At 65.4% G+C, this 17,505-nt stretch carries 17 protein-coding genes and 2 pseudogenes; 7 read left to right on the top strand and 12 right to left on the bottom strand.

Features of this window, described 5'->3' with window-relative positions; genetic code table 11:
• Positions 1-8: 8 nt before the first annotated feature.
• Both IF803_RS28665 and IF803_RS28660 read right to left on the bottom strand, forming a co-directional pair.
• The gene (locus IF803_RS28665) at positions 9-524 is read right to left on the bottom strand and encodes a GFA family protein (RefSeq protein WP_461194347.1); all 516 of its coding nucleotides are present in this window, start codon (positions 522-524) and stop codon (positions 9-11) included.
• Between the two features lie 125 nt (positions 525-649).
• Positions 650-1,777: an alkene reductase gene (locus IF803_RS28660; RefSeq protein ID WP_461194346.1), complete on the bottom strand. Its 1,128-nt coding sequence runs from the start codon at positions 1,775-1,777 to the stop codon at positions 650-652.
• Between the two features lie 160 nt (positions 1,778-1,937).
• Here IF803_RS28660 and IF803_RS28655 point away from each other — a divergent pair, with 160 nt between their 5' ends.
• Positions 1,938-2,321, top strand: coding sequence for a winged helix-turn-helix domain-containing protein (locus IF803_RS28655; protein WP_304498688.1), 384 nt, complete (start codon positions 1,938-1,940; stop codon positions 2,319-2,321).
• A gap of 538 nt (positions 2,322-2,859) precedes the next feature.
• Here IF803_RS28655 and IF803_RS28650 read toward each other — a convergent pair.
• Positions 2,860-4,356, bottom strand: coding sequence for an aldehyde dehydrogenase family protein (locus IF803_RS28650; RefSeq protein ID WP_461194345.1), 1,497 nt, complete (start codon positions 4,354-4,356; stop codon positions 2,860-2,862).
• A 193-nt stretch (positions 4,357-4,549) separates the two neighbouring features.
• On the opposite strand from IF803_RS28650, the gene IF803_RS28645 reads away from it, so the two are divergent.
• Positions 4,550-5,401: an SDR family NAD(P)-dependent oxidoreductase gene (locus IF803_RS28645; protein ID WP_461194344.1), complete on the top strand. Its 852-nt coding sequence runs from the start codon at positions 4,550-4,552 to the stop codon at positions 5,399-5,401.
• Between the two features lie 319 nt (positions 5,402-5,720).
• On the opposite strand, the gene IF803_RS28640 is transcribed toward IF803_RS28645, so the two are convergent.
• Positions 5,721-6,101, bottom strand: a complete 381-nt coding sequence (locus tag IF803_RS28640; RefSeq protein ID WP_461194343.1) for a hypothetical protein — start codon at positions 6,099-6,101, stop codon at positions 5,721-5,723.
• Between the two features lie 342 nt (positions 6,102-6,443).
• Here IF803_RS28640 and IF803_RS28635 point away from each other — a divergent pair, with 342 nt between their 5' ends.
• Both IF803_RS28635 and IF803_RS28630 read left to right on the top strand, forming a co-directional pair.
• Complete coding sequence (locus tag IF803_RS28635; protein WP_461194342.1) at positions 6,444-7,853, top strand: aldehyde dehydrogenase family protein; 1,410 nt, start codon at positions 6,444-6,446, stop codon at positions 7,851-7,853.
• A gap of 82 nt (positions 7,854-7,935) precedes the next feature.
• Positions 7,936-8,511 (top strand): DUF2478 domain-containing protein, encoded by a 576-nt coding sequence (locus tag IF803_RS28630; RefSeq protein ID WP_461194340.1) that lies wholly within the window; start codon positions 7,936-7,938, stop codon positions 8,509-8,511.
• Between the two features lie 385 nt (positions 8,512-8,896).
• On the opposite strand, the gene IF803_RS28625 is transcribed toward IF803_RS28630, so the two are convergent.
• From IF803_RS28625 to IF803_RS28590, 8 genes and pseudogenes are all read right to left on the bottom strand, one after another.
• Positions 8,897-9,103: a hypothetical protein gene (locus IF803_RS28625; protein WP_069276011.1), complete on the bottom strand. Its 207-nt coding sequence runs from the start codon at positions 9,101-9,103 to the stop codon at positions 8,897-8,899.
• Positions 9,104-9,185: 82 nt separating this feature from the next.
• A complete protein-coding gene (locus tag IF803_RS28620; RefSeq protein ID WP_461194339.1) occupies positions 9,186-10,181 on the bottom strand; it encodes a nitroreductase family protein in 996 nt (331 codons plus the stop codon).
• Positions 10,178-11,299 carry a GNAT family N-acetyltransferase gene (locus IF803_RS28615; protein ID WP_461194338.1) on the bottom strand — a complete coding sequence of 374 codons (1,122 nt, stop codon included), beginning with the start codon at positions 11,297-11,299 and terminating at the stop codon, positions 10,178-10,180. Before IF803_RS28615 ends, IF803_RS28620 begins: the two co-directional genes overlap by 4 nt.
• A complete protein-coding gene (locus tag IF803_RS28610) occupies positions 11,296-12,495 on the bottom strand; it encodes a hypothetical protein (RefSeq protein ID WP_461194337.1) in 1,200 nt (399 codons plus the stop codon). The genes IF803_RS28615 and IF803_RS28610 overlap by 4 nt, the downstream gene beginning before the upstream one ends.
• Positions 12,492-13,287, bottom strand: a pseudogene (locus IF803_RS28605) (ThiF family adenylyltransferase). The gene IF803_RS28610 and the pseudogene IF803_RS28605 overlap by 4 nt, the downstream one beginning before the upstream one ends.
• A complete protein-coding gene (locus IF803_RS28600; RefSeq protein WP_461194336.1) occupies positions 13,284-14,351 on the bottom strand; it encodes a hypothetical protein in 1,068 nt (355 codons plus the stop codon). Before IF803_RS28600 ends, IF803_RS28605 begins: the two are co-directional and overlap by 4 nt.
• Positions 14,352-14,759: 408 nt before the next feature.
• Positions 14,760-15,035 (bottom strand): YiaA/YiaB family inner membrane protein, encoded by a 276-nt coding sequence (locus IF803_RS28595; protein ID WP_028341289.1) that lies wholly within the window; start codon positions 15,033-15,035, stop codon positions 14,760-14,762.
• Positions 15,036-15,091: 56 nt separating this feature from the next.
• Positions 15,092-15,787, bottom strand: a complete 696-nt coding sequence (locus IF803_RS28590) for a PspA/IM30 family protein (RefSeq protein WP_461194335.1) — start codon at positions 15,785-15,787, stop codon at positions 15,092-15,094.
• Between the two features lie 112 nt (positions 15,788-15,899).
• Here IF803_RS28590 and IF803_RS28585 point away from each other — a divergent pair, with 112 nt between their 5' ends.
• From IF803_RS28585 to IF803_RS28575, 3 genes and pseudogenes are all read left to right on the top strand, one after another.
• The gene (locus tag IF803_RS28585; protein WP_028341291.1) at positions 15,900-16,508 is read left to right on the top strand and encodes a TetR/AcrR family transcriptional regulator; all 609 of its coding nucleotides are present in this window, start codon (positions 15,900-15,902) and stop codon (positions 16,506-16,508) included.
• Between the two features lie 295 nt (positions 16,509-16,803).
• Positions 16,804-17,013, top strand: a complete 210-nt coding sequence (locus IF803_RS28580) for a cold-shock protein (protein ID WP_028341292.1) — start codon at positions 16,804-16,806, stop codon at positions 17,011-17,013.
• Positions 17,014-17,245: 232 nt separating this feature from the next.
• Positions 17,246-17,470: pseudogene (locus IF803_RS28575) on the top strand (acyl-CoA desaturase); the annotation flags it as partial.
• Positions 17,471-17,505: the final 35 nt, after the last annotated feature.

Here is a 17,505-nt window from a genome sequence, read left to right as displayed (position 1 = left end):
AACGCTCGTTAGAACATCCCCTCGCGCGCGCTGCGCTTCTTCTTTTTCGAGCGCTGCCACACCACGCCGGGATAGCCCTTCAGCGGCACCAGCGGCTCGCCGGTGTAGGCCCATTCCTGCAGTTCCTCGATCGCGATGTGATAGAGCGGCTGCCGGCCGGTGCGCCCCGAGAACAGCGCACGCGGGATGTTGACCATGTGCGGCGACCGCGCGCGCTCGTAAGAAATCGGCGTGCCGCAATTGGCGCAGAAGCTGCGCGCGGTCTTGCTTTTCGCATCCTCGTAACGCGACAGCTCGCTTTCGCCTTGCGTGATGCGGAAGCGCTTCTTCCAGCTGCCGACATAGGTCGCATAAACCGCACCATGGGCGCGGCGGCTGGCGGCGGTGTGATCATGCCAGGCCCAGCGCGCCGGCACGTCGATCTCGAACCGGATCTTGCCGCACAGGCACTGGCCGGCCGCCGGCTTCGCCAGCGCCACGGGCTTTGGTTTCTTGGTCGGCTCGAACTCGTCGTCCGGAAACATCGCGGTCTCCCGGTTTTGCTGGCCGAGCTATCGTAGCCCGGATGCAGCGAAGCGTAATCCGGGGATGCTTGATCCGCTGATGCAAGGCCCCGGATTTCGCTGCGCTGCATCCGGGCTACGAAGACCTACGCCTGCGCCAATTCGTCGTGCACCGGATAATCCGTGTAGCCCTTCTCCTCGCCTGCATAGAAGGTGGCGCGGTTGTACTTCGTCAGCGGATAGCCGCGCTGCAGGCGGCGCGGCAGGTCCGGGTTGGAGATGAAGTAGCGGCCGAATGCGATCGCATCGGCATGACCCTCGGCGACCGCGCTCTGTGCGGTTTCGCCGACGAAATTGCCGGCGGTGATCAGCACGCCGCTCCACATCGGACGGTACAACACCATCGCGGACGGCACGTTCTGCCAGTCGACCTCGGCGCGGCCAGTGCCCGAGGCGCGCGGCTCGATGAAATGCAGATAGGCGAGCCCGAGCTTGTCCAGCGCCGTGATGGCGTGGCTGTAGAGCGGCATCGGGTCCGCCTCGCCGCTGCCATTGGCGATGCCGTAGGGCGAGAGCCGCACGCCGACGCGGCTCGCGCCCCAGACTTCGGTCACCGCCTGCGTCACCTCCATCAGGAAGCGGACGCGGTTCTCGATCGAGCCGCCATAGCGGTCGGTGCGCAGATTGCTGCGCGACTGCAGGAACTGCTCGATCAGATAGCCATTGGCGCCGTGGATCTCGACGCCGTCGAAGCCGGCGGCGAGCGCGTTCTTCGCGCCTTGCCGGTAGGCCTCGACCATCAGGGCGACCTCGTCGGTTTCGAGCGCGCGCGGCGTCTCGTAGTCGACCACCTTGCCGTCCGCCGTCATGCACTTGAATTCGGAGGGGATCGCGACCGCCGACGGCGCCACCGGCAGCGCGCCGCCCGGCTGGAACGAGGAATGCGAGACGCGGCCGACGTGCCAGAGCTGCAGGAAGATCAAGCCGCCCCTGGCGTGCACGGCATCCACCACCTCGCGCCAGCCCGCGATCTGGGCCTCGCTGTAGATGCCGGGAACACCAGGATTGCCGAAGCCGGTCGCAACCACCGGCGAGGCCTCGGCGATCAGCAAGCCGCCGGGCGTGGCGCGCTGCGCATAATATTCCGCGTTCATCGGCCGCGGCGCGAGGCTCGGCCGCGCCGCCCGCATCCGCGTCAGCGGCGCCATCACGACGCGATGTTCGAGCTGGTAAGGACCGATCTTGAGCGGAGAGAACAGCGACGGAGGATTCATGCCTGCCCCAAATATTCTTATGTGGTTTCCGTTATAGTGTGGGCATGATCCGCCCAGAAAACCGGTTACCACTTTTCCGGATCATGCCCGTTATCTAACGGGTTCATCTTGTTCATGAAAGCGGGTAGTGGCAATCTGTTGCCACGAGAACAGGTCTCCCATGTCGAAATCGAGCGCATCATCGCTCCCCTCCCTCAGCGTCCGCATCGACCTCGATGCCGAGGACCGGATCGGGCCGGGCAAGATCCTGCTGCTTGAGCGGATCAGGGAATGCGGCTCGATCTCCGCCGCCGGCCGCGCCATGGACATGAGCTACAAGCGCGCCTGGGACCTGGTCGACGAGATCAACCGCATCTGCCGGCAGGCGGCGGTGGAACGGCAGACCGGCGGCAAGAATGGCGGCGGCGCGGTGCTGACCCCGTTCGGCCTCTCTTTGGTGGCGCGCTACCGCAAGATCGAGCGCGACGCGGCAAGCGCCGTGCGCAAGGACCTCGAGGCGCTGCGCAGCGACATCGGCAGGCCGAAGAAGGCCGCCGGGCGGTAAACGCAGGAACTGGCGGCCGCAGCACGGGGCGCTTACGAAAATATCGAAAACAACCCCATGCAAAGGAGCCGGCGGTGGCCGGCGTTCGACGAGGCAACTTGACGCGTCGGGCAAATCAGGGGTATTATTCTAATATTCCGAAATCATGTGGGCGTTGGGGTGAAGGGCTTCCCTTCTGCGAGCACGCCGAAAATTGAGACCTGTACCCCTCACCCGGATTGCATCTTCGATGCAACATAGCCGAAGCTTAGCTTCGGCGTCGATTTCATGGACGGCCGCCGAAGGCGGCCTATGCCTCTCCCCGCAAGCGGCAGGGCTATCGCATTTCGTGGCGGTGCCCTCGTGGCCATCCTTCGAGACGCCCGCCTTCGGCGGGCTCCTCAGGATGAGGTCTGGTTTTGCGGCAAGATAGTAGACCCTCATGGTGAGGAGCGCCGCTTGCGGCGCGTCTCGAACCACGAGGCCGAGCGCTTGCGCGGTCGCCAAGACGGTAGATGCGATACCTCTCCCCGCAAGCGGGGAGAGGTAAGAAGCAGCGCTAGCCGGTCTTGATCCAGACGGCCTTGACGTTGAGATATTCCTCGACGTGCTGCTTGCCGGACTCGCGGCCGTAGCCGCTCATCTTGTAGCCGCCGAACGGCACCGCCGGATCCATCGCCTGGTAGCAATTGACCCAGACCGAGCCGGCGCGCAATGCCTTGGCGACCTGGTGCGCCTTGCTGACATTGGTGGTCCAGACGCCCGAGCCGAGGCCGAAGGTGGTGGCGTTGGCGCGCTTGATCAGCTCGTCCGGATCCCTGAACGAGATCGCCGAGATCACCGGGCCAAAGATCTCCTCCTGCGCGATGCGCATGTTGTCCTGCACATTGGCAAACACGGTCGGCTGCACGAAGTAACCCTTCGACAGCGCGCCCTCGGTGAGGCGGCCGCCGCCGGCAAGCGCCTTGGCGCCTTCCTTCTGGCCGATGTCGAGATAGCCCGACACCCGATCCATCTGCTGCTGCGACACCAAGGGACCAATCTGGGTGTTGGGGTCGAGGCCGTTGCCGACCTGCAGCTTCTTGCCGAACTCGGCGACGCGGCCGACGAATTCGTCATAGACCTTCTGCTCGACGAACAGCCGCGTGCCGGCGCTACAGATCTGGCCGGAATTGGCGAACACCGCCATCGCAGCGCCCGGCACCGCGGCGTCGAGATCGGCGTCGGCGAACACGATGTCCGGCGACTTGCCGCCGAGCTCGAGCGAGACGCGCTTGAGGTTGCCGGCCGAGGCACGGATGATCGATTGTCCCGTGACGTGCGAGCCGGTGAAGGCGACCTTGTCGACATCGGGATGCGAGGCAAGCGCGGCGCCCGCAGTCTCGCCATAGCCCGGCACGACGTTGACGACGCCGGGCGGAATGCCGGCCTGCATGCAGAGCTCGCCGATGCGCAGCGAGGTCAACGGCGATTCCTCGGCCGGCTTCAGCACCACGGTGCAGCCGGTCGCGATCGCCGGGCCGACCTTCCAGATCGAGGCGGTCAGCGGCCCGTTCCAGGGGATGATCGCGCCGACCACGCCGATCGGCTCCTTCAGCGTGTAGGAGAAGATCTCGCCGGGCAGCGAGTTCTCGATGGTCTCGCCGTGGATCGCGGTCGCCTGTCCGGCATAGTAGCGCAGCATGCCGAGCGCGCGCAGCCGGTTGCCGCGGGTCCGACTGATCGGTGCGCCCATGTCGAGCGTGTCGAGCTGCGACAGCTCCTCGAAATTGGCTTCGACGAGTTCGGCGAGCTTGAGCAGCATGTTCTGCCGCTCGAACGGCTTCACCTTGCTCCAGGGCCCTTCGAACGCGCGGCGCGCCGCCGCGACCGCACGGTTGATGTCCTCGGCATCGCCCTCGGCGACCGACGCGAGCAATTCACCGGTCGCGGGATTGTGCGTCTCGAATTTCTTGCCGGAGGCGGCGTCGACCCATTTGCCATCGATCAGCATCTTCTTGTAGGAGCCATCGGCATAAGGATGGCGCGTGATCGGAATAGCCTGCGAAACAGCCATGTTTGCACTCCCTGTCAAATTGTCGGCTGAGGTCTTTTGGAAGCGTTATATCGGTGATTCTACAGCGCAGGCGCGAAACCGTAAAGCCGCGCGGCCGTTGTCGAGGGTGGCGCGCATGAAAACCTCCCATGCGCCCGCGTGCATGGTACGATAGCGACTGAACCTCAGCCACACATGTGTCCGGAGACCGCCGATGCCCCACCCCGTGATATCAGCCAATCATGTTGCCGTGATCACCGGCGGCGCCTCTGGAATCGGACTTGCCGCCGCAGTGCGGTTCGCGCAGGCCGGCATGAAGGTTTGCATCGCAGATCTCGGCGATGACCGGCTGAAGGCGGCTGCGACAAAACTGTCATCTGCGGCGCCGGGTGGCGCGGCTGATATCATGACATCAGCGGTCGACGTCAGCCGAGCCGACGAGGTGGCGAAGCTCGAAGACACGGTCGCGAAAAAGTTCGGCGGCACCGACATCCTGATGAACAATGCCGGCATCCAGCCCGGCAGCGCGATGTTCGGGCCCACGGACAATTGGCAGCGCATCCTCGGCGTCAATCTGTGGGGCGTGATCAACGGCACGCAGACGTTCGCGCCCAACATGATCAAGCGCGGCCGGCCGGGGCTGATCATCAACACCGGCTCCAAGCAAGGCATCACCACGCCGCCGGGCGATCCCGCCTACAACGTCTCCAAGGCCGGCGTGAAGGCATTCACCGAGGCGCTGCAGCACGAGCTGCGCAACACCGACGGCTGCAAGATCACGGCGCATCTCCTGATCCCGGGCTTTGTCTTCACCGGGCTGACCGCCCGCGGCCGCACCGAGAAGCCGGCCGGCGCGTGGACGGCGGAGCAGACCGTCGACTTCATGATCGAGCGCCTCGACGCCAGCGATTTCTATATCCTCTGCCCCGACAACGACGTGCCGCGCGCGCTCGACGAACGCCGCATCCTGTGGGCCGCCGGCGACATCGTCGAGAACCGCCCGCCGCTGTCGCGCTGGCATCCGGATTACGGCGATGCATTCGCCGCGTTCGTGAAGGGGAAGTGAGCCGCGGGGAATCGTAGGATGGGTAGAGCAAAGCGAAACCCATCATCTCTCCCGCGGCCAGCTATTTGATGGGTATCGCTTCGCTCCACCCATCCTACGCGGCTATTTATCCCGTCACCCTGAGGAGCGCGAAGCGCGTCTCGAAGGGTCGACGGCCCGACTAGGGCCGATTCATCCTTCGAGACGCCGCTTCGCGGCTCCTCAGGATGACGGTGATAGTCCGGGGCGTGGGTTGGCCGAGCGTAACCCACCTCTTCTCCCGCCGCGGCACAAATGGTGGGTTACGCCTTCGGCTAACCCACCCTACGAAGCTACGATCTTAATTCGCCCGCACCTGCACCCTTGTCGCCGGCTGCGCCGCCAGCGCTTCACCGAGCTCGCTCTGCTGGGCGCGCGGGATCGAGAAGCAGACGCTGAAGCCGTCCGTGGTCTTGAGCGTCACCATGCCCTGCGCCGGATCGGTCGACTGTTCGATCACCCAGGAATCCAGCGGATAGGCGTAGCGCAAGGTCTGGTCGCCGAAGCGGGTCCGCAGCGCCTTGCTGATCAGCCCGGGCAAGGTCATGACCAGCGCGCCGACCTGGTTGATCGACAGGCGGATGGTTGCGGGCTCGCCCTTGCCGTCCACGAAGCCCAGCGAAATCGCGCAGCCGTCGGACGCGACTTCGCAGGTGGTGAGCTCCTGGGTTTCGATCTGCATGCCGGCACTCCGGATCATCGTTATATTCCATCCAATATATCGCGAAGACGACCAGCGTCCAGCCCTTAAAAGTATAGCCGCGGCGGTGACCGGCAGAGGCGCACGCGGCATTAGAATCTATTGAAGCCCGCGGTGCCCCGATTGACGCCGGGCGGGCAACCGCGAATAAATCAGCACGAAGCTCAGGCTGATTTTTCTTCACGATTTTCCAGAGAATTCATTCGGTTCGGCAGTGCCGCGCGCGTGCCCTGAATGGCCGTGGCGTCCACGCCGCAGCCGTGATATACACGTGAATATAGCGAGGTCCGCGAAGGACCCGTTTGACCAGGGAGAGCAAGGCCAATGAGTGATTACAAGCTTCTCATCGACGGCAAGATGGTACCCGGCGACCAGACCATGCCGGTGCTCAATCCGGCGACCGAAGAGGTGGTGGCGCAATGCCCGCGCGCCTCCAGGGAACAGCTCGACAAGGCCGTCGCCGCCGCGAAGGCCGCCTACCCAGCCTGGGCCGCCACGCCGATGGAGGAGCGCCGCAAGCTGATCATCAAGATGGCCGAGGTGATCGAGACCAACGCCAACGAGCTCGCGCATATCCTGACCAGCGAACAGGGCAAGCCGCTCGCCGATGCCACCGGCGAGGTGATGGGCATGGCCGGCTTCTTCCGCTATCTCGGCTCGCTCGAATTGCCGATGCGCGTGATCGAGAATTCCGGCGACCGCAAGGTCGAGGCCTATCGCCGTCCGCTCGGCGTGGTCGGTGCGATCATTCCCTGGAACTATCCGCTGCTGATCCTGGCGTTCAAGCTGCCGTCGGCGCTGCTCGCCGGCAACACGCTGGTGGTGAAGCCCGCGCCCACCACGCCGCTGGCCTCGCTGCGCTTTGCCGAGCTGGTCAAGGACATCCTGCCGAAGGGCGTGCTCAACTTCATCGCCGACGCCAACGATCTCGGCGACCACATGACCAAGCACCCCGACATCCGCAAGATCTCCTTCACCGGCTCCTCGGCCACCGGCCAGAAGGTGATGGCGAGCGCGTCGCAGACCTTGAAGCGGATCACGCTCGAGCTCGGCGGCAATGACGCCGGCATCGTGCTCGACGACGTCGATCCGAAGAAGGTCGCGCCCGGCATCTTCGAGGGCGCGTTCCAGAACTCCGGGCAGGTCTGCCTCGCCATCAAGCGGCTCTACGTGCATGAATCCGTCTATGACGAGATCTGCAACGAGCTGGTCGCGATCGCGAAGAACACCGTGGTCGACGACGGCTCCAAGCAGGGCACCAAGCTCGGGCCGCTGCAGAACAAGATGCAGTACGAGAAGGTCAAGGCGTTCCTCGACGATGCCCGCAAGAACGGCAATGTGATTGCCGGCGGCGCTGCGATCGACCGCCCCGGCTATTTCATCGAGCCGACCATCGTGCGCGACATCAAGGAAGGCTCCAAGCTGGTCGACGAGGAGCAGTTCGGTCCGGTGCTGCCTGTCATCAAGTACTCCGACAAGGATGACGTGATCCGCCGCGCCAACGCCACCACCTACGGCCTCGGTGCGTCGGTGTGGTCGTCCGACATCAAGCGCGCGCACGAGATCGCGACCCGGATCGAGGCCGGCACGGTGTGGATCAACAAGCATCTCGACATGGCCCCGAACATTCCGTTCGGCGGCGCCAAGCAGTCGGGCATCGGCACCGAATTCGCCGAGGAAGGCCTCGCCGAATTCACCCAGCTGCAGATCATCAACGGCCCGCCGGCCGCCTGACCCGCGAAACCTGCGGCCGCGACGCCCTGGCTCCCCTTGGCGCCGCGGTTGCCTCCCTCCTCCACTACGAACAGAGCCCGTCATGTTCGACGCCCAATGCGACCTCGCCGCCCTGGTCTATGACGCCACTGATGATCCCGACGCCATCCTGCGCGACTTCGCCGGCGATCTGAGAGCACACGGCGCGCGCGTCGTCGGCATGGTGCAATCAGGCCAATGCGCCGATTCCAGCCTGTCGGCCGTGCTGGTGCATAGCGGCGAGACGCTGCTGCTGGCGCAGCCGCCGAGCCCGGATACCAGGAGCGCTGGCGCCACCGGCTGCAAGCTCGATCTGTCGCGGCTGCAGGCCGCCGGCATCCGCGTCGCCGACGCACTGGCTGAAGGCGCCGATCTCGTCATCATCAACCGCTTCGGCAAGCGGGAGCGCGACGGCAAGGGGCTTGGCTTCCTGATCGAGCGCGCGCTCGGCGCCGACATTCCGGTCGTGATCGCGGTGTCGCGCGCGAGCTTTGCGGACTGGATCAAGTTCGCCGGCGGGATGAGCGTGAAGCTCGCCTGCGACCGCCACGCGCTCGATGCCTGGTGGCGCAGCGTCTCGCTACGCGCCGCGGCCCGGACCGCGCCGGATCACACCACGGTCTGCGAGGCGTTCAAGTAGAGCGCTTCGTAGAGTGGGTTACGCTCGGCTGCCCCACCTGCGGACTATCACCGTCTTCCTGAGGAGCGCGCTCTTGCGCGCGTCTCGAAGGATCGACGGCCCGGCTGGTGGCCGTGCATCCTTCGAGGCTCGCTCCGCTCGCACCTCCAGCGACAAAGGCGAAGCCTTCGCGCGGGGATGACGGTGTGAGAATTGTAGCGAGCGGCCTCCCCACGCTGTCGTCCTGGCGAAAGCCAGGACCCATAACCACCGAATTCGATTGAGAGTGCAATAGTGGCCCCAGCGTCACACAACGACAAGCGGTTGGGGTAATGGGTCCTGGCTTTCGCCAGGACGACGCTGAATACATTCACATTCGCTCAGGATGACGGGAGGGCGGCCCCGCTTACAGCGTTTCCTGCTTGTGGTCGCAATTCTTGCAGGTGAACTTGACGCGGGACTGGCCCTTTTCCGCCTGCACCCGGTTCGGCGCACCGCATTTGCCGCAAACGGCCTCGATCCGGGTCATGCCCTGCTTGACGACGAGGTTCCGCTTTTCCATGGTCTCGCGGATGAGGCGTTCGGCCTCCTCGCGCAGCGATTGCTTCGACATCATCTCCACCGGTCGTTGGTTAGCGGGCGGCGTCATAGCACGACCGCGTGAAGTTTTGACAGCGGGGATTGCAGCTTAATTTTCAGACAATGAGCCGGTCAACCGGCAACCGGAAATGCCGAGGTTTCAACGGTTTTGATGGCCGGCCGATGCGGAACACGTTGACGAGGCGCAGATCGGCGCCAATTTTTCCGAGCTTTCGCAGCCGGTCGTTGAAGTCAGGATGATCTGATAGCGCCGAAATCGGGCACGCCGCGAAACCGGCGCGATCGATCTCCAGCCAGGCGCGGTAGAAATGTCGTCCGGTCGTGAGTGGATCCTCACCGACGGGACGGCAAAACAGCACGATCGCCGATGCCGACGCGGTCTTGGCGCCGTCGGCAAGCAACGACGCGGCGAGGCCGAGACGATCGAGCGGCTTGAACAGGGTGCCGAGTACGTAGCGCGCGGCGGTGGCCTCGACCGCATTCATGGCGAGCGCATCACGGTTGAGCCCATCGAGCAGATAGCGCGGATGGCCGGGCGACAGCCGCATCCATGCGAGCAGCTCAGCCCGGTAGTCGTCGCCGCGGACAAAGGAGAATTCGGCCCGGTCGGCCCAGCCGGCGATATCGGCAATCGCCCGGCGATCGCCAATGCAGATCACATCGTCGCGCGCGGCGGCCAGCTGCGCCAGCGCCGCCGCATCATCAAGCGACGCCGCGAACTTGCCGCGCCACGACATGCGGCGTGCCACGAGGTCCGCCAGCAGATCGGGCTCGGCTCCTTGCTTGATCGCAAAAGAGCAGAGCACGGCAAATTGCGGCGACAGCGGCTGCTCGATCGTGGTCATGCCCGTGATCGCGAAGCCACGGCGGTTGAGCGCGAGGCTCATGCCCTCCAGCGCGGCGCCGTGCGACACCAGAACGTCATGTCCCGCGGGGTCGGCGACCGGCGCGCGGACGCCGGTCGCGTCGACCAGTGCCAGCCGCCCCTCGTCGATGAGGCGCCAGCGGGTCGGCTGGATATTGTGGACGCTCGGTGCCAGCCGCGCCTCCGCGACCACCTCGCGCAGCAAATCCGGCGTCAGCTCGCTCATGCCGCGGCCAGCCGCCTGGTGAACAGATGCAGCCGGTGCAGCGGCTTTGCGCCGACCTTCTCGACCTGGCGCAGCGACGGACCGTTGATATCGGCGATCCAGGTGCCGCCCAGCGTGCGGTAGCCGGCCTCCTGCAACGCCAGCGCGGTGCGGTAGAGCATCGCGCCGTTGAGGCCGCGATTGTGCAGGTCGCGGCAGACCGACTGATAGATCAGCACCGCGCGCCTGTTCATCACGCGGTGCTGCACGAATTTGACCGGCGCTGACAGCCCGACCCGGCCGCCGATCGCCTTGATCAGCGGATTGAGGTCGGGGATCGCGATGATCGCGCCGGCGGGCCGGCCGCGGTGATAGACCACGGTCGAAATCCGCTTGTCGATGATCCACATCATGTCGCCGGCCTGGAACAGATATTCGGCGGCGGTCGGCGGCACGAACATCGGGTTGTCGGCAAAGCCGTCATTGAGGATCAGCCGCGCATCCTCCAGCCGCACCTTGAAGGCGGAACGCTTGATCGGCTGCCAGACGAAATCCGGGTCAGTGAGCACCGCGCGCTGCTTGTCGCCGAGCAATTGCTCCGGCTTGCCGCCGTCGAGCGCGATCTCGAACGTCGTCATCGGGAAGGTCGCGGCGTAGCCTGCGCGTTCGAGATGCTTTGCAATGTGCGGCGGCGACCACATCATGTCGGTGAACGGCGCATGGTCGAACCCGTCGGTCATCACGCCGATCTGCTGCATCGCCGTCAGATTGAAATTGCCGGCGACGCGGCTCATGCCGCGCGCCGACAGCCATTGCTCGGCGGCGCTCAGCAGCGCATCGGCCACCTCGACGTCGTCGATGCAATCGAAGAAGCCGAATGCACCGTGGCGGGTGCCGTGCTTGCGGTTGGACGCGTCGTGGATCGAGGCGGCGATGCGGCCGACCGGCCGCCCATCGCGATGCGCTGAAAACAGCGCATAGCGGCCGTGGCCTTCGGTGACGAACGGGTTCTTCGCCGGATCGAACATCCGGTCGAAATCGCTCCACAGCGGCGGCACGTAGAGGCTGCCGCGCCCATAGGCATTGAGCGCGGCGTCGAATGCCGCCCTGCGGTCGCCCTCGCGGATCTCTGATGTCATTTGGCCTCCGGGGTCAACGCCAGCAGCCGGCGTACCAGCGCCAGCGCGGTTTCAGTGGCGGGATCGGCTGCGGTGACGGGCACCGCGAGCACGATCAGGTCGAGCGGATCATGTCCAAGCACGATGACATGGGAGGCGTTGTTGGCTGAGATCAGCGACACCATGCGCTCGGCCGCGGGATCGGTCGGCGCCAGTCCCCACGGCGCGTCGGACCGCCGCAGCACGCGCCGCGTCGACAGGAAGTCGTGCAGCAGCGGCGGATCGTAGAGCGCGAGCTCGTTCTCGCGGAAGCGCCGCGCGCTTTCGAAGATCGGATGCCGCGCCAGCTCGGCGATCAACTGCTCGCGGGTCTGCGCCGGCGATGCCGCAACCGAATTGAGCACGCCCGGCTCCTGCGATTCGAACAACGCGCGCAGCGCGTCCGTCATCAACCCGATGGTCAGCACGCCGGCGATCGCAACCGCGACGAAACGGACCATCTGCGCGGCGTCGACGTCGGGCGCCATGAAGGCAGCGGCGAGGCCCAAGAGGCCCGACGAGATCAGCCGCAGCGCCATCATCGCAAGGCCGTGCCGGCGCGTCTCGGCGCCGCCGCCGGCGATCAGCATCACGGTCACGGTGAGCAGCGCGCCCAGCGCGCCGAGCCGCACAGGGATATCGGGAAACAGCGTGCGGAAGTCGGTCAGGATGAACGGGATCACGACCAGCGCGCCGACGGCCATGCGGCCGATGCTGCGGTTTTCCGCAGCCATCAGCGCGGCGCGATCCCGCGTCGCCAGCAGCAGGGCGCAAGTGGCGAAACCCAAGAGCTGAAACAGCGCCAGCGCGATCGCGTAAGGCATCGCCAGCCGTTGCAGCCCGAACAGGCCGCCGAGACCGAGCAGGATGGCGCCCGCGAGCGCCGCGATCTTGACCGGGCGTGGCGCATGGCGCCGCAGGATGCCTTCGGTGACGATCAGGGCGCCGAGCGGGACCAGCGAGGCCGGGATCACCGACAGGCGGTCGAGCAGCCGGCTTCCGGTCCACCAGGCAAGACCGCGGTCGAGGAACAGGATCGCGATCACGCCGAGCGCGAGCAGCAGGCGGCGCGTCAACGGGCTCCTTGGATCGCGCCGGTAGAACGTCATCATCGCCACGGCGAGCCCGATGGCGCCGCACAGATTGACGATGGAATCCGCGATCACCCCGGAGGTCATTTGCTGCCAGTCAGTTCATCGATGGCCCGCCGCACCAGCGGACGCATCAGGGCGGCGATGAGCGCATTGCGCGGCCTCTCGATCGCGGGCCGATGCGGGTTGAGAAACCAGCCGCGGCAATCGGTGCCCGAGGTGCGGCCGAGGATCAGCGCGACCGCCTCATAGGCCATCAGCATGCCGGTCGAGATCACCATCGGCGCAAACGACATCCGGCTGCGGCGGCCGGCGGCCACTTCGCCGGCGATGGCGAGGTCGACATAGTTGCGCGACGAGGAGTGCAGCATCACATGCTCGATCTCGGCGCGCATCGCGGCGCGCCGGTCGTCCTCGGTGATATCGGTCCAGTCCTTGCCTGTTGTCGGGAAGCCGAGGCGCTGCTCGGGCCGCGGATCGTGCGGGCGGACCACGATCACCGACGGCAGCGGCGACATGTAGGCGTCGATCACGGTTGCATCGGCGTGCTTCGCGGTCCGGTACAGATGAACGCCGGCAGCGATATCGTCCATGCCGTTGACGATGACCGGGCACTGCGCGGCGATCGCGGCGAGCTCGCTGGTCCAGTTCTCGCCAAGCACCTCGATCTCGATGGTCGGATTGATGCGCCTCGCCGCTTCGGCGGCGACCGCCGCCTTCTCGCGCCCGACCTCGTCGGCGAAGGCCTGTCTCTTATACACATAGTTCGTCGGCAGCGTCAGATGTGTATAAGAGACAGGCCTGACGCAGCAGCTGCTGCTCGTGCTCGTCGATGAAGCCGATATTGCGGCCAGTGAAGGAGTAGTAGTCGAAATTCATCGCGCGGCCCCGCTATCCTGCTTGCGCGGACGCAGCGTGCCGAAGGCGCGGCTGTCGTCCATCCAGTAGACCACCGGCAGCACCAGCCGCTGCAGCGCCAGCATCGCGGACGCGGCGAGCAGCGACGGCAGCGAGCCCGAGGGCACCTCGCTCATGAGATAGTGGCGCGCGCCGGCAAGATCGACGCGGCCGATCTGCAGCACGTCGTCGCCGCGCGCGTAGTCCAGCTCGCGCGCGCAGAACTCGTTGTAGACGGCATCGCGGTGCTTCGGTGCGATCTCGAAGGTCTTCTTCAGCGCGTCCGAGCCGCCGGTATAGGCGTTGGTGATGACCGAGCGCGCCTCGTCGAAGCCGGCCTCCTCGCCGACGCCGAACACCGCGCGATGCCTTGCCATGATGCCGCGCGCCAGCTGCAGATGCGCAAAGCTCTGGCGCGCGCCCGGCAACGGGGACGGAAACACGTCCGAGAATGTATCGCTGACCATGCCGACCACCGCCGGCACCTGGGTGACGTTGGAGATCCATTTCGGCCGCAGCCCGTCGCGGGCGAACAGCACCAGCGCGGTCAGACCGTACAGCACCCAGGACAGCCCCTGCCCGCGCACATCGGGATCGACCATGACGAGGCCGAGATGGGTGACCTCGGCCGGCTCGCCGTCGAGCGGCACGTCCATCACCGACAGCGCGTTGAAGGCGATCGGCCGCCCGGTGGCTTCCTCCGAGATCAGCGTGACGACGGCACGCGACAGCCGCTCGGGTTCGCCGGAGAAGATGCCGTAGGTCAGGCTCTCCTCGGGCAGCGTCTTGGCGGCGACGATGCGCAGCTGCTCGACCAGCGCGTCGAGCTCGTCCCTCGGCAGCGACAGGCCCGGCGATTCGACGATGCGGGTGCGTTGGCCGGCCTGGGTGCGCAGGCTGAGATCGATGGTCGGCTGCGACAGCGCCTTCAGCCAGAAGCCGCCATGGCTGCGCAGACCGTCAAAGGCGGCGCGCGCTCTGCCGAGACTCTTGGCAAGGCTCTTGCCGCCGCGCGAAGCCGGCGTGGGATTGTCCGTGGACGCCATTTCTCTGTCCCTCGGGCGCGATCTCTGCACTCGCCCCTGTTAAGGAGCCATGAGCGCAACCTGGCGCTGTTTGCCGCAGGGTAAACAAGGCCTTCCGGAAACGAAACAAGTTGGCCGTAAGCGGCCCGCGGCCTATCCACGGTCATTGCGAGAAGTGAAGCTCGTGGCTGCAGAGCGCCAGCTCCTTCACCGTCACCCCCGCGCAACGGCTTTGCCGTTGTCGCTGGAGGAGCGCGGAACGCGCGTCTCGAAGGGTCGACGGCCACCAGCCGGGCCGTGCATCCTTCGAGACGCGCTACGCGCTCCTCAGGATGACGGGACCGCTGAGTCTAGCGCCCGATCGGCGCAAAGCGTTTTAGGCAAAAGCGGCGAGTGCGAAACACCCGCCGCCTCCTGTCGGCGGCCTTCTCACCCTGCCTTGGAGACTTCCATCAGCAGGCGCTCGGCCTTGGCGTCCTCGATGCGGTTCACGAACTTGCTGCTCTCGTAATTGTCGCGCACCGTCTTGGTCAGCGTGACGCAGGTCTGGATCAGCATCACGATGCCCATCGTCAGATAGCCCTTCATCCAGAGGTCGATCGGCAGGAAGAACACGCCGATGGCGACGAGGAAGGCGGAAGCCGCGAAGGACGCGTAGGTGAAGGTAACCCAGCTGCCGCTGTGGGGTTGGATGGTCTGGTTCATGGTAATCTCCTTGATGTTGCGAAATTTGACGAAGGATCAGTTTCAGGCTTGAGGTTTCAGGCTGCGTTCGGGCGCTTGGCTTTCAGCCGCGCCAGCACGTCGTCGGCGGTCGATTTCATGCGCGGGCCAAAGCCCTGCTCGGCGAGCTTCTCGGCGGTGGCTGACGGTCCCGCGGCGGCGTCGATCTCGATCAACGCCTCGTCGGCGGCCTGGATCTCCATCTGCCGCTCGCGCAGCCGCTTCAGCGTCGCCTCCGCTTCCGGCAGCGTCGACTCGTAGGGGCGGGCTGCCTCGATGCCGCTCCGGCGCAGCGAACGCACCGCTTCCGAGGCGCGGGCGAGGCGCCGGCCGCGGTCGAGCTCGGCGATCCGCGCCTCGGCGTTGCCGACATGGCGCTTCAGCCGCGTGATCTCGGAGGCGAACAGCGCGCGTGCGGTCATCGCGGCATCGCGCTCGGCTTCGAGATTGGCGATCGCCTGCGCGGCTTCGCGGGCGAGGTCTTCCCGGCCGCCCTCGAGTGCCGCCGACGCGCGCTGTTCGAGATCGGCGATCCGGGCGTTGGTGGCGTCGAGCCGCCGGCCCTCCTGCTGGTCGCCGGCGATCGCCAGCGCCAGGGTCCGCTTCGAGCGGTCGACGGCGGCGGCGGCATCGCGCATCTGCTGGTCGAGGATGACCAGCGCGGTCCGGTCTTGCAGTTCCTCCTCCGCTGCTGCCACGCTGCCGCGGAAAAGAGTGAAAACAGTTTTGAACATTTCATCGCTCCCTGTTATGAGCATCGCTCATGAATCTCTTGTACCACATACTGAGCAACGCTCAATAATTATTTGAGCACTGCTCAAGGCGATGGTTAACGAAGGATCAAAGATGTCCAAGGCATTGGAACGACGTGCAAAACTGCGGGAAGCGCTGATCGAGGCGGCGGAACGGGCGATTGCGGCAAAGGGTCTCGGTGGCCTGAAAACCCGCGAACTGGCCCAGGAAATCGGCGTCGCCAATGGCGGCGTCTACAATCTGGTCGAGGATGTCGACGAGCTGATCCTGCGCGTCGGCTCGCGCACGCTCGCGCGGCTCGATGCGTCGCTGTCGCTGGCCGAGATCGGCGGGGCTGCGGCGCCGCGCGAGATGCTGGTGCGGATCGCGGTCGCCTATTGCGACTTCGCCGCCGACAATCTCGAACTGTGGCGCGCGCTGTTCGAGCATCGCATGCAGCCCGGCAAGCCGGTGCCGGAATGGGCGATCACCGAGCAGATGGAATTGTTCCGCCACATCTACAAGCCGCTCGCCGCATTGTTTCCGCAGCGTTCGCCGGCGCAACTCGGCGTCACCGCGCGCAGCCTGTTCTCCGCCGTGCATGGCATGGTCGCGCTCGGGCTGGAGCACAAGCTGATCGCGGTGCCGATCGGCGCATTGCGCAGCGAGATCGCAACGTTGACGCGCGCGATGGTCGACGGGCTGACGGCGAAGAAGGATTAGGACGTGTGCACGTAACCGCACGATGTCCCCCGCCATGCGGTCAGGCAGGCTTGCCGCGGCGCTCCATGAATTACCAACATTCACAGGGGGACGCAGCGGCCGAGGTCAGAAAGGGAGAAAACCGCTTGCGGAATGACCGAACCGTAGCCATATACCTCGGATGGAGTTTCGGCCGAACGACTTGGCCTCGCCGCTGATAGCGTGCCTGACTGACGACCCTCACCCCCTAAACTTCGAATTCGCCTGCTGCGCTCGTGAGTGCGGCTCCAAACACGCATCTATAGGACGATTTTCCATGAGCATGGGAACTGTGAAGTGGTTCAACAGCCAGAAGGGTTTCGGCTTCATTCAGCCGGACCAGGGAGGCCAGGACGTTTTCGTTCATATCAGCGCAGTCGAACGCGCCGGCATGAGCACCCTCAACGAGGGACAGAAGGTCTCTTTTGAGATCGTTGCAGACCGCCGGACCGGCAAATCTGCTGCGGACAATCTGCGCGCGGTGTAAGCTGCGACAATCGGCCATGCTGCTTTGACCACGGATGAACTGGCAAAGCCTCTGGTTACGCGACCCCGCGACTGGTCACCCGGCCGCGGGGTTCTCTTTGTCAACACCACGCGCGATGCCCGCCAGGATCAGGACTTGAACCGTCCGCCTGCGAAACGGCCTGCGCATTGAAGCAGCCGAGGTCGCGAGCGTGTCCACCAATATCGATCCAGCTCCGCAGCACGACGACATCATGTACCCGCAGGTCCTCCCGTTCCTGCTGGTGCACGCAGGATGTCTGGCGGCGGTCTGGACGGGCGTCTCATGGCAGGCGACTGCAATTTGCGTCGCCCTATACTGGCTGCGCATGTTTGCGATCACCGCCGGCTATCATCGCTACTTCTCGCACCGGGCTTATTCAACAAGCCGGACGTTTCAATTCATCCTTGCATTCCTTGCCCAAAGCAGCGCCCAGAAACTGTCTCTTATACACATCTGACGCTGCCGACGAAC

It is taken from the genome of Bradyrhizobium sp. UFLA06-06, from assembly GCF_054820065.1.
Note: the sequence above shows the minus strand (reverse complement) of the source record. Positions and strands in the feature narration are given on the sequence as shown.

What these genes read in the sequence shown, in the direction of transcription:
- IF803_RS28615 (WP_461194338.1), bottom strand. Translation starts at nt 11,299, where the DNA reads ATGACATCAGAGATCCGCGAGGGCGACCGCAGGGCGGCATTCGACGCC.
- IF803_RS28640 (WP_461194343.1), bottom strand. Translation starts at nt 6,101, where the DNA reads ATGCAGATCGAAACCCAGGAGCTCACCACCTGCGAAGTCGCGTCCGAC.
- IF803_RS28645 (WP_461194344.1), top strand. Translation starts at nt 4,550, where the DNA reads ATGCCCCACCCCGTGATATCAGCCAATCATGTTGCCGTGATCACCGGC.
- IF803_RS28620 (WP_461194339.1), bottom strand. Translation starts at nt 10,181, where the DNA reads ATGAGCGAGCTGACGCCGGATTTGCTGCGCGAGGTGGTCGCGGAGGCG.
- IF803_RS28600 (WP_461194336.1), bottom strand. Translation starts at nt 14,351, where the DNA reads ATGGCGTCCACGGACAATCCCACGCCGGCTTCGCGCGGCGGCAAGAGC.
- IF803_RS28665 (WP_461194347.1), bottom strand. Translation starts at nt 524, where the DNA reads ATGTTTCCGGACGACGAGTTCGAGCCGACCAAGAAACCAAAGCCCGTG.
- IF803_RS28590 (WP_461194335.1), bottom strand. Translation starts at nt 15,787, where the DNA reads ATGTTCAAAACTGTTTTCACTCTTTTCCGCGGCAGCGTGGCAGCAGCG.
- IF803_RS28635 (WP_461194342.1), top strand. Translation starts at nt 6,444, where the DNA reads ATGAGTGATTACAAGCTTCTCATCGACGGCAAGATGGTACCCGGCGAC.
- IF803_RS28650 (WP_461194345.1), bottom strand. Translation starts at nt 4,356, where the DNA reads ATGGCTGTTTCGCAGGCTATTCCGATCACGCGCCATCCTTATGCCGAT.
- IF803_RS28655 (WP_304498688.1), top strand. Translation starts at nt 1,938, where the DNA reads ATGTCGAAATCGAGCGCATCATCGCTCCCCTCCCTCAGCGTCCGCATC.
- IF803_RS28595 (WP_028341289.1), bottom strand. Translation starts at nt 15,035, where the DNA reads ATGAACCAGACCATCCAACCCCACAGCGGCAGCTGGGTTACCTTCACC.
- IF803_RS28660 (WP_461194346.1), bottom strand. Translation starts at nt 1,777, where the DNA reads ATGAATCCTCCGTCGCTGTTCTCTCCGCTCAAGATCGGTCCTTACCAG.
- IF803_RS28610 (WP_461194337.1), bottom strand. Translation starts at nt 12,495, where the DNA reads ATGACCTCCGGGGTGATCGCGGATTCCATCGTCAATCTGTGCGGCGCC.
- IF803_RS28580 (WP_028341292.1), top strand. Translation starts at nt 16,804, where the DNA reads ATGAGCATGGGAACTGTGAAGTGGTTCAACAGCCAGAAGGGTTTCGGC.
- IF803_RS28585 (WP_028341291.1), top strand. Translation starts at nt 15,900, where the DNA reads ATGTCCAAGGCATTGGAACGACGTGCAAAACTGCGGGAAGCGCTGATC.
- IF803_RS28630 (WP_461194340.1), top strand. Translation starts at nt 7,936, where the DNA reads ATGTTCGACGCCCAATGCGACCTCGCCGCCCTGGTCTATGACGCCACT.
- IF803_RS28625 (WP_069276011.1), bottom strand. Translation starts at nt 9,103, where the DNA reads ATGTCGAAGCAATCGCTGCGCGAGGAGGCCGAACGCCTCATCCGCGAG.